At 47.8% G+C, this 17,164-nt stretch carries 12 protein-coding genes and 1 pseudogene; 5 read left to right on the top strand and 8 right to left on the bottom strand.

All coding sequences use genetic code 11. The annotated features are described in order from the left end of the window. Positions 1–88 precede the first annotated feature (88 nt). The 7 genes and pseudogenes from DK872_RS16245 to DK872_RS16215 form a co-directional block, all read right to left on the bottom strand. The gene (locus DK872_RS16245) at positions 89–1,249 is read right to left on the bottom strand and encodes an aminomethyltransferase family protein (protein WP_007372926.1); all 1,161 of its coding nucleotides are present in this window, start codon (positions 1,247–1,249) and stop codon (positions 89–91) included. Positions 1,250–1,284: 35 nt separating this feature from the next. Further along, positions 1,285–1,566, bottom strand: coding sequence for an acyl carrier protein (locus DK872_RS16240; RefSeq protein WP_007372925.1), 282 nt, complete (start codon positions 1,564–1,566; stop codon positions 1,285–1,287). A 19-nt stretch (positions 1,567–1,585) separates the two neighbouring features. Then, a complete protein-coding gene (locus DK872_RS16235) occupies positions 1,586–2,134 on the bottom strand; it encodes a 3-hydroxyacyl-ACP dehydratase FabZ family protein (RefSeq protein WP_161518546.1) in 549 nt (182 codons plus the stop codon). A 3-nt stretch (positions 2,135–2,137) separates the two neighbouring features. Beyond that, positions 2,138–2,899 (bottom strand): SDR family NAD(P)-dependent oxidoreductase, encoded by a 762-nt coding sequence (locus DK872_RS16230; RefSeq protein WP_161518545.1) that lies wholly within the window; start codon positions 2,897–2,899, stop codon positions 2,138–2,140. A 14-nt stretch (positions 2,900–2,913) separates the two neighbouring features. Further along, positions 2,914–3,282: a holo-ACP synthase gene (gene acpS, locus DK872_RS16225; RefSeq protein ID WP_079517002.1), complete on the bottom strand. Its 369-nt coding sequence runs from the start codon at positions 3,280–3,282 to the stop codon at positions 2,914–2,916. Between the two features lie 18 nt (positions 3,283–3,300). Beyond that, positions 3,301–4,920 carry a ShlB/FhaC/HecB family hemolysin secretion/activation protein gene (locus tag DK872_RS16220; protein ID WP_202626065.1) on the bottom strand — a complete coding sequence of 540 codons (1,620 nt, stop codon included), beginning with the start codon at positions 4,918–4,920 and terminating at the stop codon, positions 3,301–3,303. A gap of 94 nt (positions 4,921–5,014) precedes the next feature. Continuing rightward, positions 5,015–7,657: pseudogene (locus DK872_RS16215) on the bottom strand (filamentous hemagglutinin N-terminal domain-containing protein); the annotation flags it as partial. 854 nt (positions 7,658–8,511) lie between these two features. On the opposite strand from DK872_RS16215, the gene DK872_RS16210 reads away from it, so the two are divergent. From DK872_RS16210 to DK872_RS16190, 5 genes are all read left to right on the top strand, one after another. Beyond that, complete coding sequence (locus tag DK872_RS16210; protein WP_161518543.1) at positions 8,512–9,078, top strand: fimbrial protein; 567 nt, start codon at positions 8,512–8,514, stop codon at positions 9,076–9,078. An 83-nt stretch (positions 9,079–9,161) separates the two neighbouring features. Next, a complete protein-coding gene (locus DK872_RS16205; protein WP_072440709.1) occupies positions 9,162–9,875 on the top strand; it encodes a molecular chaperone in 714 nt (237 codons plus the stop codon). A 48-nt stretch (positions 9,876–9,923) separates the two neighbouring features. Continuing rightward, positions 9,924–12,446 carry a fimbria/pilus outer membrane usher protein gene (locus tag DK872_RS16200; protein WP_237656210.1) on the top strand — a complete coding sequence of 841 codons (2,523 nt, stop codon included), beginning with the start codon at positions 9,924–9,926 and terminating at the stop codon, positions 12,444–12,446. A 14-nt stretch (positions 12,447–12,460) separates the two neighbouring features. Next, positions 12,461–13,801: a fimbrial protein gene (locus tag DK872_RS16195; RefSeq protein ID WP_007372912.1), complete on the top strand. Its 1,341-nt coding sequence runs from the start codon at positions 12,461–12,463 to the stop codon at positions 13,799–13,801. After that, positions 13,798–14,505, top strand: a complete 708-nt coding sequence (locus DK872_RS16190; protein WP_072440713.1) for a molecular chaperone — start codon at positions 13,798–13,800, stop codon at positions 14,503–14,505. The genes DK872_RS16195 and DK872_RS16190 overlap by 4 nt, the downstream gene beginning before the upstream one ends. 161 nt (positions 14,506–14,666) lie before the next feature. On the opposite strand, the gene DK872_RS16185 is transcribed toward DK872_RS16190, so the two are convergent. Then, the gene (locus DK872_RS16185) at positions 14,667–16,580 is read right to left on the bottom strand and encodes a methyl-accepting chemotaxis protein (protein ID WP_007372910.1); all 1,914 of its coding nucleotides are present in this window, start codon (positions 16,578–16,580) and stop codon (positions 14,667–14,669) included. Positions 16,581–17,164 lie beyond the last annotated feature (584 nt).

Raw genomic sequence — 17,164 nt, 5'->3', positions numbered from 1 at the left:
GGAGTTAACGACGAATAGGCATGAAATAACCAGGCACGGGAAATATCCGCTACCTGCTCTTTATTTCCCGGCTGGTTATTTTCAATAATCAAACTGCGCTTTTTCTTTTGCTGGTATCGATATAACTGTGCTCAGTTGGGCTAACCAACATGCTCAAATTATAAATAAACGGCATACCTTTCGTTTGCGCAGCGACCTTTTCATTCGCGGTTTGAATATGGAAGCCGCTAATATCGGACCATGCATATTCATTATCGATAAGCGCCAGAGCAATATATCGTTGTAAGGCGGGTGAAAAGAGGGCTTTGACAACTTTACCAACCTCATTGCCATCCACCATGACGCGATCGCCAGCGTAAATACCCGCACACGCTTCTGCGGCGATCATACCAATCATTTTCGATTGATGAGTGTCGTGAGACAGCGCTTCGACAGCCGCTTTACCGACAAAATCTTCTTTGTCGTATTGCACGGCCCATTGCATTTGCAGCTCAATGGGATTCAACGTGCTGTGCGCCAGGCTGCGACCATCCCAGCAAGGATTCTCTACCCGCGCGATGATCTGGTAATCAAGGCCGCCGGTCTGCAAGCGATATTTGTCGCCGATATCGACAAGTTTCTGCCACTGTTCCGCCAGCGCAGGCTGTTGACCAATCGCCATGTAAGCAAATTCGCCGTGTTTACCACAGCGGAAAATCATCAGCTCATCATCGGTACTCATATACTCATAATACGGCAGACCGATAATATCGAAGCCATGAATTTCAGCCATGACTTCCCAGGCGTATGGACCTTCCAGCAGAATAGCGCCCCAGTTCTCTTCACGCATGGCGCGAATTTCCGGGATCTCCTGGATATCGAGTTCATCCGCTTTTTGCAGACTTTTATTCAGACGCTCAATCAGTTCGCCTGCCGGAATATCTTCTGAAAGCAGGTAATAACCGTCAGCAGCGCAGAGAACATACACATCACCACGGATCGTGCCATCGTCATTCAGCACCAGAGAGTAGATGCCCTGCTCATCACGAATAATCGAAACATCGGCGGAAACCAGATGGTTAACCAGCGCCCATGCGTCATCGCCCATCACGCTGACAATCGCTACGTGCGAGTAATCGACCAGCAGCGCATTTTCGCGCATCGCCTTATATTCGACCATCGGTTCGTTATAGGCGAAGGGGATGGAATAACCGTTATAAATGCCCATCATGGCATTATTTTTTAAATGAATATCATTAAGAGATGTCATATAAGCATCCTGTTAAATTCCCTTTTAAATGCAGATTACGAATTTTTCTTCTGAATGATAAATGTCGCCAGGCTATTGATACTTCTCATATATGAAGGATCGTCGCTTTCCGTGACTTTAATATCGAATACTTTATCCAGCAGAACAACAATCTCGGTGGCATCCACAGAATCCAGCTTCAAACCATTACCAAATAGTGCTGTATCATCATCGATTTGAGATTCATCCCTTTGAATATTCAATCGCTGAATAATTTCAGTTTTGATGGTCAGCAATACATCTTTGCGCTTTTCAATATCGTCTTTAATTGTAAGCATAACTAACTCTCCATGTTAATTACTTAGATTCACGAAAATTAATAATCGTACCGTGGCTTATCAGTCGTTTCCCTGCATGGGCCGTAACAGAATAGTGTTTAAAACCATTGGCATCGGAAAATGATAATTTACTTACGACCTCAATAGAATCACCGGGAAAAGCTATTTCTTTAAATTTCAGGTTTTGCGCAGCAAGCACACCACGCACCTGCGCACGCCGCGTACGAATAATCTCCAACATTTCAAGCTCATTTATCCGCGCATGGATATCACGTAACGAAGTGAGTTCGACATGATATTTCTCACGATAAATGTCGCAAATATCCGTCAGAAAGGAGAAATACTCGCTGGCCTGACCAAATATTTCTGAAATAATGACGCCGGGCATAATCGGATCGTCAGGGAAATGTCCGGACAACCACGGATCGTTATAGGTGACATGTTTGACGACTTTCACGTAGCCATTTTCACCGTATTTATAGTCATCAATTTTGTCGACCATTATCAGGGGCTGTCGCCAGCCGCCCATCTTAAGGAAGATCCTGGCGGGAATCGTGTATTTAGACATAAATCACCGCATTACCAGACCACCATCGATAACGATAGTTTGGCCGACGATATAACTGGAGGCAGAGGAACTTAAGAAAACAATGGCGTTTGCCACTTCTTCGCACGTACCGAGCCGTTTTAAGGGAATGGAGCCAACCACGCTGCGCACAACGGTGCGCGAGACTTTTTTCACCATACGCGATTCAATCATACCCGGTGCGACAGCGTTAACGCGGATGCCATAAGCAGCCAGTTCGGCCGCCAGCGTGCGGGTAAAGCCCAGCATGGCCCCCTTGGAGGCGCTGTAATTGGACTGTCCGACACTCGGGATAATGGCGGCAATGGAGGCGACATTGATAATTGCCGGGCTCTGCGCTGAACGCAGTAACGTCAACACGGCTTTGATTAACCGGAAGACGCTGAGCATATTGGTGTCCATCACCTGGCTGAAATCCTCAAAACTCATTGAGGCAAACAGGCTGTCTTTGACAATACCCGCGTTATTGACCAGAACATCAATCTTTCCGGCCACTTCAGAGAGATGGGAGCATAGCGCCGCTACGCTCTGCGGATCGGCCAAATCGCACTGCATAATGTGCAGTTTGTCACCCGCCGGATGTGACGCTTTCAGCGCGTTGAGTTGTGTGGCATTCGATTTATAAAGCGCATAAACAACACAGTTTTGCTCTAAATACTTTGCGCAAATGCCCAGCCCAATATCGCCACTCGCGCCCGTCACCAGCACGGTGTTTTCATTAAGATCGTTGTATTTATACATATTCATGATAAAAATTTAAGTTAATAAATAATGACTGTCGCCACGGCGTGAGTCCGGCAATGCGAAATACTCAGGGATACATTCTCCATCCCTTTCTCTGCAAGAATCTCTTTCAGTCTTCCGGTAAAAACAAATTGCGGGCAACCATACTCGTCATGAATAATTTCGATATCATGAAAGCGAATACCATCGCGAAAACCACAGCCTACTGCTTTTACCACCGCTTCTTTCGCTGCCCAGAAACCGGATGCGCGTTCATAATTTATATCGGAAGGGTTAATCTTTATGATTTCCTTTTCAGTATAAACGCGCTCAATAAAATCCATTTTCCCGTTGGCAATCGCCCGACTTATGCGCGCAACTTCTACAATATCCGTACCAATACGCATCGTACTGCACACTCAAAATTATAGCTGATATGAGAAGTTGAAATTAAAGTTAGCCTTGTTCACTACCAAATCACCAGGATATTTCAGCGGCGTAGTGATGGAGAAATCATATCCCAGGCTCTTTATATTCCCTTCGATACCCATGGCGCCGCCAGCAATAGTTTCATCGCCATAGTAACCATCTTCTTTCACCTGCCCAAAATCCATACCGAAATAGAGTCTGGCATTAGCCGTACCTATGGGCCGATAGAATGTATTTTGCAGATAAAAACCGCTGTTCCCTGTCAGGCCATAGCTATTTTCAAATCCACGCACACTCCACCGATCGCCCGCGGTCATCTGATCCTGCAAGGTCAACTGGCGCGGCGCATATTGCGCATAGAAGCTCCCGTTGTAGTAACCATTGGCAAACAGCTGAGTATAATTTCCCTGAAAGTTAAACAACTGACTTATTGGGCTGACTTCACCATACTGCATATCCGGCGTTTGTTCGCCGCCAAACCATGTTAAGAAACGCTGCCACGAGAGGGTGGCGTCCAGAGAAGCATCGGCAAACTGCTGCTTATAATTAAGCCCGAACTTCACGTTCCCCATATCGCGGCTCTGTAATACCAGCTCTTCGCCGTCGAGAGTATATCCGGAGGTTCTGCGGATAAGCTCGGCACTTGCCGCGATCTTCCTGCTTTTATCACGATAGACCGTCCTTGCTGCTTTCGCGCTCAGGTACTCGCTGTTACCGGCGTAATCCAGCGAAAAGTAAGAGAGCGGAACCGTTTGTCGCGAATCACTCTTACTGTAGAAAAATGTGTAATTCCAGTAGCCGACCGGGAATGAATAGTAGCCACTGATGTTTTGATACTTACCGGTGGTGCTGCTGGTGCCGGCCAGGTAAAAGAGATCGCCTAATTTCGCCGTATTAAAAAGATAGCCTACCGCAGAGGTTAAATACTGACCGGTCGCTTCATCGCTCCAGTTGTTATAACTTGCTCTGACGCTCCACTTTTTAAAACGGTTAGTGTTAATACTGACGTTGCTGTAACCATTTTGGCTACCCGGCTCTATATTGATTTTAACATTCACGCCGGGAACAAATTGCAGGTTTTCCAGCCCCTGTTCAATATCACGGATATTCAGAATATCTTCATTTTTAAAAGGTAACATCCACGCGCGAATATCATCACCAGCAACAATGACATTTTCAATCTTACCTGCTTCGACGGTAAATTTGAGTTCACCGGTAGAGATATTCTGTGTCGGAATGATAACCCGCGTAGTTACATAACCCGCATCAATATAATAATCCTGCAAAGCTGATGCGACTGTATTAATACCTGCAACACCGATACAGCGCCCGGCAATGTTCTCATTAATAGATTGCGTAATTTTAGCTTTTAGAAAATCATTTTCAAGAAGAACATTCTTAACAGTAAAACAATTTTCTTCCCTGGGAAGATCTTGCAGAGTAAATACTTTCCGATCGGTATTTGAGAAAACATCTTTTTTCTCAAACTGTTGTTCATGCAGCACGCTGGCATCTGCATTCTTTTGCTGTTTTATCAGGTTATCAACATTATCCTTTGCTGATACCTGAGTGCCCACAATCATGAGCATACAAAAAGCTATAAATCGCAATTCCATGAATTCACTCTGAAAGAAGTAAAGGCAGCAGCAGTTTGCCACTGCCTTTTTTTACACTTTACATACCAAGAACAGTGCCGGTGTTATTCAATTTCTTCACATCCTGAGAGAAATCTTCATACGCACCTAACAATGCATCTCTGCCGCTGTTAGTGACAGTATTGGCCGTTATTTTTGCCGAACCATAGCTCAGCATATTGAGATAATTGTAGACGGTACCGTTAGCGGTGACATCCATATAATTATCACTGACGATATTGCCATGGTTCGTAATATTTTGACCAGCAGAAATGATAACCTGCTTACCAACAACATTGCGATTGGTACGGTTTGTCACACTGCCTTTCGTTTTCAGCGTCAGAATTTCACCGCCAGCAATATCACCGTTATTATCAATACCATTCAGCGCATCAATAGCCAGGTCTTTACCCGCGGCAATGGTATTCGAGTTATACAGAATACCTTTACTAACGTTGAATTTCAGATCGCCTTCTGCATTAATAAAACCGTAGTTCGTGAAACTATTATTCACGTTCAGATTCAGATTCTTATCAGAAGAAATAATCCCGGTCGCATTATTATCAATAATGGAACCGTTACTGTAGTTTTGCAGAGAAACGGTGCTGATATTCATGTTGCCAGCGCTGGCAGTTGTCGCATAGTTATTGTAGAACATATAACCAACGTCAATCGCCATATCACCCGCACTGTACAGCAAACCACGCGTATTATTCAGCGTGCTGGCAGCTTCAAGTTTCATATTGCCGAAGTCGGAAATAATACGACTATTGGTGCTATTGATATTTCGGGCAGAAAAAGAGACGCCTTCTTTACCAATCATGCCGCCGATTTGCTGAGGAATACCGAAATATTCACCATATCGGGTACCAAAATCGTTACCGTTGTTATTAGAAATAGTACCTAATACATTCACGTTCAGTAATTTTCTGGCCACAATCAGCGCAGTATCATTGTTGACGTTGTTTTTAGCATTCAGGGTGATATTTTCCCCCAGCATCAAACCACCAACATTATCGATATCGCCAGCATTCAGCTCCACATCACTTTTGTTCGAGCTGATAACACCGATGTTGTTGCTCACCGTACCGCTAACAGCAATATCTACGCCACGATCTGCGCTCAGGCCGCCCCGGTCATTATTCAAAGAGGTGCCACGGGCCAATACTTTAACGCTGGAGACGATCTTGCCGGTGTAGTTATCGATATCACCGGTGCTCTTAACAGTGACAACGTCGTTCGACGCGATCTGACCGCCACGGTTAACGATCCTTTTGGCTCCAATATAAAGTTCTTTCTGCGAAATGATCCCCAGAGAGTCAGAACTGTTGGTATCTGCCGTTTTGGTCGTTTCATTGCTGATCGTACCGCCAGAACCGAGTGTGAGATGGCCGTTAGCTGCGCGAATCAACCCTTTGTTATTATTGATATTGCCTGCGCTTAAGATGTCGATATCACCAGCGGACTGCAAGTTACCGCCAGAGTTATCGATTGACGCCGCGTCAATACCGACATAACCACCGCTAATCTGCCCATTGCGGCTGTTCAGATTGCCGGTTTTTAACGCCACGATACCCGCTTCAATACCCACGGTTTTACCTTTACCCGTGTTGGTCAGCGTAGCTTTGTTGGTATCGACAGCCAGCATACCGGCGGCAGCGATTTTGCCATTACTGTTAGTCAGCGCGCCGCTGTTAATGTTGATATTACCGTTAGTGGCAATACGACCTGCGCGGCTGTTTACAATCTCGCCCTTGTTAGTATTGATGGAAATAGTATCAATTGAAGAGATTTCGCCGGTCGTATTATCAATTCTGCCATTGGTTTTGATATCAATAAGCCCGGCAGACTGGATTTTCGCATTACTGTTTAGCAGGATGCCTTTGGTATCAATTTTGATGCCATTTACGCCGCCAGCAATTGTGCCCTGGTTGCGAACGCCGACACCGGCTTCGGTACTTACCAGGTTAATCTTGTTGGCATACATCCCGCCAAGCGCAGAAACGTCGACGCTGTAATAGTTGCGCAGCCCGGATGCCGCAACCGTACCCGCAACCTCACCTCGCGCATTAACATAGTTATTTCCCGCTACGATGTTCAGTTCATCAGCGGTTACTTTTCCATTGATGACAACATTGCGTGACAGGATCTCTGTCGGGCTGGCACTGCTCAGTTTACCGACGGTAATGGTGCCGCCATTGACGTTGTATCCCGCCAGTTCGCCATCAGTCAGCTGCGCTTTCCCGGTGGTCAGCGTTAATTTGCCGGTATTGATGGAGCCACCGCCATTCACCGTAATGCCATTCGGGTTAGCGACGATTAAATCTGCCTTATTGCCCGCAACTTCCATCATGCCATTGATGACGGACGCATTTCTCGAAACCACTTCGTTCAATATTACTTTGGCCGGGCCGCCAACCAGATTACTGTTCCCTGCAATCTGGCCAGCCAGCACGGTATCCGAGGCCGAAGTACCGTTATTGAAAATGAGGCCGTTTTTATCAACGTTCAAATCATCCCAGAAGTTATGAGACAACCCACTGGAATTTGGCGTGTTAATATCAACGACCGGCACCCCATTGGTGTTATAAACGGTACCATTTTTCATTACTAATCCGGCTGAATTTGCCACTGCCGGCAATGCGCAAATCATCGCAACTGTTAGCGGCCCGAGTTTTGACCTGACAAACCGTTGAACTTTTTTATCCAATGCACTCATGTTATTGAATTCCTTTTACCTGGTTTAAAAATTTAATATGTATATTTTTTTGCTGTATTCTTTTAAATGAATATCGCAATACATCTTCCCGAAGTAACATTTAATTTGATAATTCAGTTATATCGAAGAAGTTTCAATGAATAGAAAAGCGGCTTATCGCAAGCCACATTAATACCATGACTTATTAAAAATAAGCGTCTCATATTATTGAGTGATGTAACAATCAGATGCAGTAAACCTTATTTAAGGCAGAGAAAACCTAACAGGAAAAGAAAGATAAAACAATATATCAGAATCCAAATAGGATTTTTCAGATTAATTAAAAATGCAAAAATAAAAAGACAAAGTTATATTGATAAAGATGACACCAAATAACTTGAAATAAAATTCAAAAATGATTCCCAGGATTTAAAACAGAAAATAGTGAAAAAAAACTGTCTGTCACAATACAGCCTTTAGACTACCGCCTGCCTCCTCATCATCACATTTCATAACCCTCGCCACTTCCATTTCGCACCCCAACCAGGATTTTTCAATATGTCGCTCCCGAATCACTTATTTCACAAGCACACCGTTGATAAACAGATCACATTTATCACCCTCTGCGGTCATCTTTTTTATTGGCTTCGCGTATTAATTAATAGAAAAATAAGATAAAACAAATAATATAATTGCCATTTCTGAATAATCCCATAATTAAAGTCAACATATTGCCTATAGTCTTTACTTTAAATAATATGTAATAAAATCCCTGGGCGGTGATATTAATGATGGAATGACAAAAGCTGCCATCGGCAAATATTATTTGCCATATCATTATTTCTAAATGGGTTTTAAAACATAAGGATATATATATGCGAACCGGAATTAAAAAAACGTTACCGTTACTGGGCGTTATGACATTACCGTTACCACTTTTTGCCGCGCCGACAGTGACCTTTCAGGGCGAAATCTCAGGCCAGACCTGCGACGTACTCATCAATGGCCGCACAGATTCCGTCGTCTTATTACCTACCGTGTCTCTGACCGACTTCAGCCCTCCTGGCACGCCGTTAACCCAGGGCCAATTTTACGGCCAGACTCCTTTTACTGTTTCAATTAGTGGCTGCCAGTCAACATCCAGCGTGACCAATATCAACACCAATTTCCTTGGTTATAACGTTGATCCTATGGGTGTACTTGGCAACAGCTATTCGGGTGGTGATGCGGCGACAGGCTTCGGCATTCAGTTGATGGACGCAGGTTCCGGGGGCACCGAGATCCGGCTTTCCGGTGTCACCTCCGTGCCTGGGCTGAGCCTTCCGGCCAACCAGACAGAAGCCAGTTATGATTACGGCGCACGCTATTATGTCCTCAATAGTACCACTGCCGCCGCCGGTAAAATTACCGCCATTGCTGAATATTCGCTGAGCTATCTCTAAATCAAAACTGGCTGCGTGACGACGTCAGCCAGAAATCCATTCAATATTACGCAATAAATAACCAGCGCAGGGATAATGTGAAAATGAATAGGTTAATGTCTTTTACTGTATTTTTATTTTCCATCACCATTTCTGTGAACGCAGCCGCAAACGTGATCATGACCGGGACGCGAATCATCTACCCTGATGATATCAAAGAAAAAACAATTCAATTAAGAAACACCAGTTCACAGCCTTTTATCGTCAGTATTCAGGTTGATGATGGTTCCGGTATTGAAAAAGCAAAACATCCTGAAGCACCTTTTATTACCACCCCGCAAATATTCAGAATGGAACCAGAGAGTGGGCAATCCGTGAAACTGATCTTCACGGGGGACAATTTGCCTCAGGATCGTGAATCGATTTTTTACTTCAGTTTTAGTCAATTACCTTATCTGGAGAATAAAGATAAGGATCGCAATCAATTAGTATTGGCGCTAACTAATCGCCTCAAAATTTTCTATCGTCCGCATACGATTCCCGGAAATTCGTATGAAACCGCAGAAAAGCTGTCATTCCAGCTAAAGCCGCATGGCATTGAGGTAACAAATCCTACCGGTTATTACTCCGTTATTCGCCGCGCCGAGCTTATTGCTAACGGCACAAAATATCCACTTGCCGATGCGGTCATGGTTCCCCCTAAAAGCAAAGTCGAATGGCCTTTACGCGCCAATACGGTAAACACCCGGAATGCATCTATCGCGCTGGTGACGGTGAATGATTACGGCGTAAATGTGGATTCCAGACACCCCTTATAACGTTTGCTTGTGCTAAGGCAGGACTCTTTTCGGTATGGGCAATCTTCGATGAATAAATTCGCTGTTTTACTTTCGGCTACCGCCTTTTTTTTTATTTTATTGCCCGCCTGGGGTAAAGAAATAGCCGCAACTCTGGCTGCCAGCGAAGACCGTTACACCTTTGATCCACAACTCTTTCGTGGCAGCCGTTTCAGCCAGGATTCATTAACGCGGCTTGCCACGCCGCAGTCGATTGTTCCGGGCAATTACAAGATGGATGTGTACACCAATAATAAATTGACGGGGACCTATGATGTCTATTTTAAAGGCTTTGCCGACGGCACAAGCCAGCCTTGTCTGAGCCCGGAGATCCTTGAGTCCACGCACATTAAAAACGCCAAAAGTCCCGCTTCCGCCTCGCCTGAAGATAATTGCGTATTAATTCAGGAGGCCGCACCGGGCGGCACCAGCCGGACAAATTTACCGCAACTGCGTCTGGATCTTTCCGTACCGCAGAACCAGATACGCATTCAACCGCGCGGATACGTTGACCCGAATGAACTCGATAATGGCGCATCGATGGCGTTTATCAATTACCTCGCGAATTACTACAACGTCTCCTATTCAGAGCCAACTACCCCGAATCAGCATTCGTTGTGGATGTCGTTAAGCGGCGGTATGAATCTTGGTTCCTGGCAATACCGGCAATTATCTAATTTCACATGGAATAACCAAAACGGTAACCGCTGGAAAAATATCCGTAGTTACGTCCAGCACCCGCTCCCAGGCCTGAATAGCCAACTGATGTTCGGCCAGCTCATCACCAAAGGGCGTTTTTTCTCCGGACTGAACTACCGTGGCGCCAGCATCGCCACCGACGAACGAATGTTGCCGGATTCGATGCGCGGCTATGCGCCGGTTATTCGCGGCGTGGCGACGACCAATGCCCGCGTCTCCGTTATGCAGAATGGCAATGAAATTTATCAGACTACCGTCGCGCCGGGGCCGTTTGAAATAACCGATCTCTACCCCACCAGCTTTAGTGGCGATCTTGATGTCTCGGTAACTGAGGCCAACGGCTCCGTGAGCCGCTTCAGCGTGCCCTTCTCCGCCGTTCCGGAATCGATGCGGCCGGGCATTTCCCGCTTCAATCTCGAAATGGGCAAAACCCAGGACAACGGCGATGATTCGTTTTTCAGCGATATGACCTGGCAGCACGGCCTCACCAATGCCGTCACCTTCAACACTGCGACGCGCGTCGCCGACGGTTACCAGGCGCTGATGCTCGGCGGCGTATATGCCAGCACTTTCGGTGCCATCGGCGCGGATCTTACCTGGTCACATGCGCGGCTGCCTGATACCGGCTACACCGACGGCTGGATGTCGCAGCTTCGCTGGAGTAAAACCTTCCAGCCGACCAATACCACGGTTTCTATGGCGGGATATCGCTATTCCACCCGCGGCTATCGCGACCTGATGGACGTGCTGGGAGCGCGGGAAGCGCAGCGCAATAATCAGTTGTGGGAATCAGATAGCTGGCGCCAACAATCGCGCTTTGACCTGACCATGAACCAGAGCCTGGCAGATTTCGGCAACGTTTTTATCTCCAGCTCCATGCAGAATTATCGCGGCGGAAAAAGCCGCGACACGCAACTTCAGCTTGGTTACAGCAACAGTTTCCGCTACGGGATTTCAATAAACCTTTCCGTTGGCCGACAGCACACCGGCGGCTATCAGAATGCCGGGGATATGCAGACGTTCACCGCGTTTTCCCTCTCTTTCCCGCTCGGCGGGAGCAGCCCGCGCGTACCCAGCCTGAGTAATTCATGGATGCATTCAACGGACGGCAGCGATCAATATCAAAGCTCGCTTTCCGGCATGCTCGATACCGGGCAGACCGCAAGCTACAACCTGGATGTCATGCGCGACCAGCAATATCACCAGACGACGCTCAGTGGCGGTGTGCAAAAACGGTTCTCGCAAACCACCGTCGGCGTGAACGCCTCGCGCGGGAATGACTACTGGCAGGCTTCCGCTAATGTCCAGGGCGCGGTGGTGGCGCATTCCGGCGGCATCACATTTGGCCCGTATCTCGGCGATACCTTTGCGCTGGTCGAAGCCAAAGGTGCTGCCGGGGCGAAAGTGTTCAATTCCGAAAATCTTGCGATCAACGACAGCGGTTATGCGCTGCTCCCGGCCATTACCCCCTACCGTTACAATCGCATCACACTCGATCCGCAAGATATGGAGGGCGATGCCGAGCTGGTCGACAACGAAAAACAGATAGCGCCGATTGCCGGGGCGTCGGCCAAAGTCGTCTTCCGTACCCGCAACGGGAAAGCATTATTGATCAAATCGACGCTGCCGGATGGCTCTGAGCCGCCAGCAGGCGCGGATGTACTTGATGAGAACAACACCCTGATCGGCATCGCCGGGCAAAACGGGCAAATTTACTTGCGCACCGATCGACCCAAAGGGCGATTAACGCTGCGTTGGGGAGATGCCCCCCAGGATCGTTGCTATCTCTCGTACGACTTCTCCGGAAAAGATACCGCGAGCCCTTTAATCCGCCTGAATGCAATCTGCCAGTAAAGGGAGAAACCGGCATGACAAAGCACGCTATTTTGTTCCTGAAACTCCTGCTCGCGTTGTTGGCACTGCTGCACGCGTCGGCGTGGGCCATATGTACCAAAACCAATGTTAGCCAGACCGATGATTTCAACTCCGCGCAGATCAAGTTCGGCAAGATTAACCTGATCGATACCTACTTCGCGCCCGTCGGAACATTAATTGCCACCACGGTAACGCCACCAACCAACTACACTGCCGGCGGCGCTTCGGGCGCATCGGTATTGTGGGAGTGCGATCAGGCCGACCTGGCCAGTATCCATTTTTTGGTGGCGATCAATGGTGACGATCGAGTGGGCGGCTATTACAACATCGGCGCAAACGACAATTTGACGAATGTCTACGCCACATGGTTTGCCTATGTTGGCATCAAGCAGTCAATGTCGGGCATAACGTTGACGCGCAACTGGCAAAAAATCCCCGTGACGACTTACGCCACCGTCGGCTCAAAAATTCAGATCCGCTTACAGGATATTCCACCGTTGCAGTCTGAGCTTTACCGGGTCAGTACGTTACCCGGTTTGGGCGCAATAACCAGCTATTGCGGCAACAACAATAACAACGGTTCGGGCATTGTCTTTGCCACCCCCTCGGGTGAGCTGTATACCTGCACGCAACCGAATGCCTATATCCAGCTTTCCGGCCCCGGCGCTATCGTACCTTTTGGTCATGATGAAGCTGGTGAGGACAGCGCCACAAACTCAGACTTTTGGCTTGCTGACAATGGTTTTGGTTACGGCATGCGCATGGCGAACAAACTTTATAACAATCCCACCTGCACGGTACGTAACGCAACGCCGCTGGTGCTGTTACCCACCATCAGCGTGAGAGATCTGGACGCTGGCATGGCAAGCAGCGCGAATTTCAACGTGCAACTGGAATGCAACAACACGGTCGTTTCCGGCCTGAACGATACCCAGGTTGCGCTGGGTTTTCAGGTTTCCGAAGGCGCTTACCGCGCGGCGCAGAGTCTGAATCTGGTCAACGCCAGCGGCGGCGTCAGGGCGCTGGTTTCTGATAACTATAATGCGCCGGAGATGGCGAAAGGCGTGGGCATAACCATTGCCAACAGCGTCAACCCGGGCCAGCCAATGACGTTTCTCGGCCAGTCCACGAATGTGCCGCTTTCGCCCACGCCCGCAGGCAATAACGCAGGCTGGTATCCGGTGCTCACTGGCGCAACGCCGAACGGCAGTTCATACCCCGGCTTCAGCAATTACAGCCTCTCCTTTATCGCCAGCCTGCAAAAACTGCCTGGAATGACGGTTACCGCAGGCCGCGTTCATGCCACCGCGTACGTGATTGTGAAAATGCAATGAGCCGGTTTTTCATGCTGCTGTTCGTCCTGTTCGTACCGGCGACGTTGGCTGGCGTAATGCCGGCCATGACACGGGTGATTTATCCACCGAATGCGCGTGAAAAAACGCTGATGCTGGTGAACACCAATGCCTGGCCGGTGATAGTACAAACCTGGGCAGATAACGGCGAAGGCTCGCCGGATAACGGCGCTGCGCCCTTTGTCATTCTGCCGCCGGTTTTTCGCCTGGCCCCCGGAAGCACGCAGGGGTTGCGCATCATTTATAACCGCGATCCGCTGCCGACGGATCGGGAATCGGTTTTCTGGCTCAATCTGTATGAAGTGCCGCCGGACAACGCAGGCCTGGACAAGCCGTTTCTGAAGCTGGCAATGAATACCCAGCTAAAGATCTTTTACCGCCCACAAACCCTCACCCTGACACCCGAGGAAGCGATCAGCAAACTGACCTTTCGCCTGTATGCGGAGGGTGAAAAGTCCTGGCTCGAATTCAACAACCCAACGCCGCTGGGCATTTCGTTTACCACAATCAGCGTGACAGGCCACACCGGGCAGACGAAAGCGCACCAGCAGGACGATATGATGATTAGACCCTTCAGCCAGCGGCGTTACTTGCTGGAGCGCAATGTCGGCAGCGAAGCAATAAACGTGGAAGCGGGCTGGATAAACGATAGCGGGGAAATATTGAAACATCGGTTTATGAAATAAACCATTTGCATTTTACTGCAATGGGAGGGTTAAAATTCAGCGAAATCACCTGACTGTTTAAAATATAAATTCAAGTTATTCACGGGGTTATTTAGCGCGGCGTAAATTGTAATAGCAGTGCCCTCACTCATCAGGAGGGCACTTTTTTGATTGGGTGAGTGTCAGAAAGACTCCCAGTCAGCCCCATTGCTTGTTGACGTTGCGGGCCTCAGGCTAACCTTGCTGCGAGCCGCTGCGGGTGCGTGTTTCGGCTTCGCGGTCTCTGAGCTCAGCTTGAACACGGAAACCAGTTGAGTGAGCTGTTCAGCCTGTTGTTCCAGTGATAATGACGCCGCAGACGACTCCTGAACCAGCGCAGCATTCTGCTGGGTCGTTGAATCCAGCTCCGTCACTGCTTTACCAATCTGATCAATACCTCTGCTCTGCTCTTCTGAGGCGCTTGAAATTTCATTCATAATCCCGCTCACGTTGGTGACTGAGGATACAATCTGCTCCATGGTCGAACCGGCTTTATTCGCCATTTCTGAACCGGTCATCACGCGTTGCACGGACTCTTTTATCAGCCCTTCGATCTCCTTAGCGGCATTAGCGCTGCGTTGGGCCAGGCTTCTTACTTCGCCCGCCACCACCGCAAATCCGCGCCCTTGTTCACCTGCGCGTGCCGCCTCTACAGCAGCGTTAAGTGCAAGGATATTGGTCTGGAAAGAAATGCCATTTATTACGCTGATAATATCCGTGATCTTGTTTGAGCTTTCAGTGATAGTTTCCATCGTGCTGACGACGTCCCAGACAATTTTCCCACCGGAACGCGCATGCTCTGCCGCCACCCCTGCGAGCTGACTGGCTTCACGCGCATTGTCTGCATTGCGCTTAACCGTTGAGGTCAACTCTTCCATACTTGCCGCAGTTTCAACCACCGCAGCAGACTGCTCTTCCGTGCGGGAAGCCAGGTCAATATTGCCTGCCGAAATATCCGACGAGGCATTAGCCACATGAATTACCGACTCTTTAATTTGGGTGATCATGTCGCGAAGTCTGTCATTCATCATGCCCATTGCCTGCGTCAGGCGGCCCAGTTCATCGGTTGACTGCGGCTCAATGATGGCGGTCAGGTCACCACCGGCAATACGTTCAGCCAGCGTCAAATTATGTTTTATCTGGCGTGTCATCTGCCGGGTAAGCAGCCAGGCGACCAGTAACCCCGTCAGCACGGCGCAAATGGCAACGATACCCATAATTATCATTACCCGCTGAATAATATCGATATTTTTCTGGGTCTGGCCGGTCACCAAATCGGCAGTAATGGTGTTAATTTTTTCTGCGATACCGGTGAGATCCGTAGCAGCTTTCTGCGATTCCTGCAGAGCATTCATATAAGAGACAACGTTATCCTGCATCCCGTTAAGAAATGCCTGCGCCAGTTCTTTGTCTTCCGCATTGAGGCTCAGGTTTTCTGAATGGACGATCTTCGACGCGGCATCGGATTGTGCCTTGAAAACATCTACCCCCTGCTTACCTGCCGATGACTGGATTGCATAAGCGGCACCCCAGATATTATTGAGGCGATTGAGTAACGTTATTTCATCTTTAGACGTATTTTCTTGCTGCTCTATGCGGGTACTGAATTTATCCAGCAAGGTTTTCAGCTCGGGAGAGGTCAACCCCTGCGCTTTCCCGACAGTCACTTGTTCCAGTTTAACGAACGTGTCGCGGTGGCTGGCATAGTCAGGAATAGTACTGCGCAATTCTTCAAACAAAACGCGGGCATCGCTGTCCCAGGTAAAGTCCAGACCAGTGATTGCTTTTTGATCCATCTTTTCAATGGCGACTTTATTCGCCTGAAGTGATGTTTCATCATGGTTTAATTGATAATTCAAGCGGCTACGTCGCGCAGTATTAAGCTCCGTGCTGATTTCATTGATTAATTTGCCCTTTAAGGCATGGTCACGGATATTGGCAGACTGTTGTATGCTGATGAGTGAAGACAGCACAATAATAACGATTAAAACTGCAAACCCGCCAAACAGCTTGGCAGCCACAGGCAGATTTTTTATTGACGGTAACAGCTTAGACATAGAGGTATCCTCAGTAATCTTTCTTAATTTTCGAAAGATGGTTTCATTTTTACTTCTTATCTGATCACAGGTTTATTCACTTGTTTTTGAGGACTCAGGAGAAGTTGGCCATCTACTTACTTATCGTCAATTACGCAATTTCTTTTAATAAAATAATGGGAAAAGAGATCCACTGAAAATATATCCCAGACAAATGAATAACGTTGCAAAAAATAATGTGGGCAAGTCTACATATTACTATGCGGTTATCGTGGTAATGATGATCCCGCAAAGTTATTTATTCTCTGATGCCATAGCCTGGCGTAAACCTATTAATGAGTTTTCACTATCCGAAGGATATTTTGGAGTGGCTGATAGCGTGTTATTAATTATCGTTTCGCACTGTCCGTGAAGCCTGTTTACGATAATATGCTGAGCTGCTTCACTATTTACCCTGCCGGGATATGCCCCAGGCTTGTTTTTCAGCACTCACCATCGACAACCTTCATCGTGCCAGCAAAGAGCGAAATATAGACTTTCATACCCTGAAAATTACGCTATTAGGTGATTCAGGGTATGCGCTTGCTGGTTACGAATATTGAGCG

The sequence above is a fragment of the Kosakonia sp. MH5 genome (assembly GCF_009935945.1).
Taxonomy (GTDB): Bacteria; Pseudomonadota; Gammaproteobacteria; order Enterobacterales; family Enterobacteriaceae; genus Kosakonia; species Kosakonia radicincitans.
Note: the sequence above shows the minus strand (reverse complement) of the source record. Positions and strands in the feature narration are given on the sequence as shown.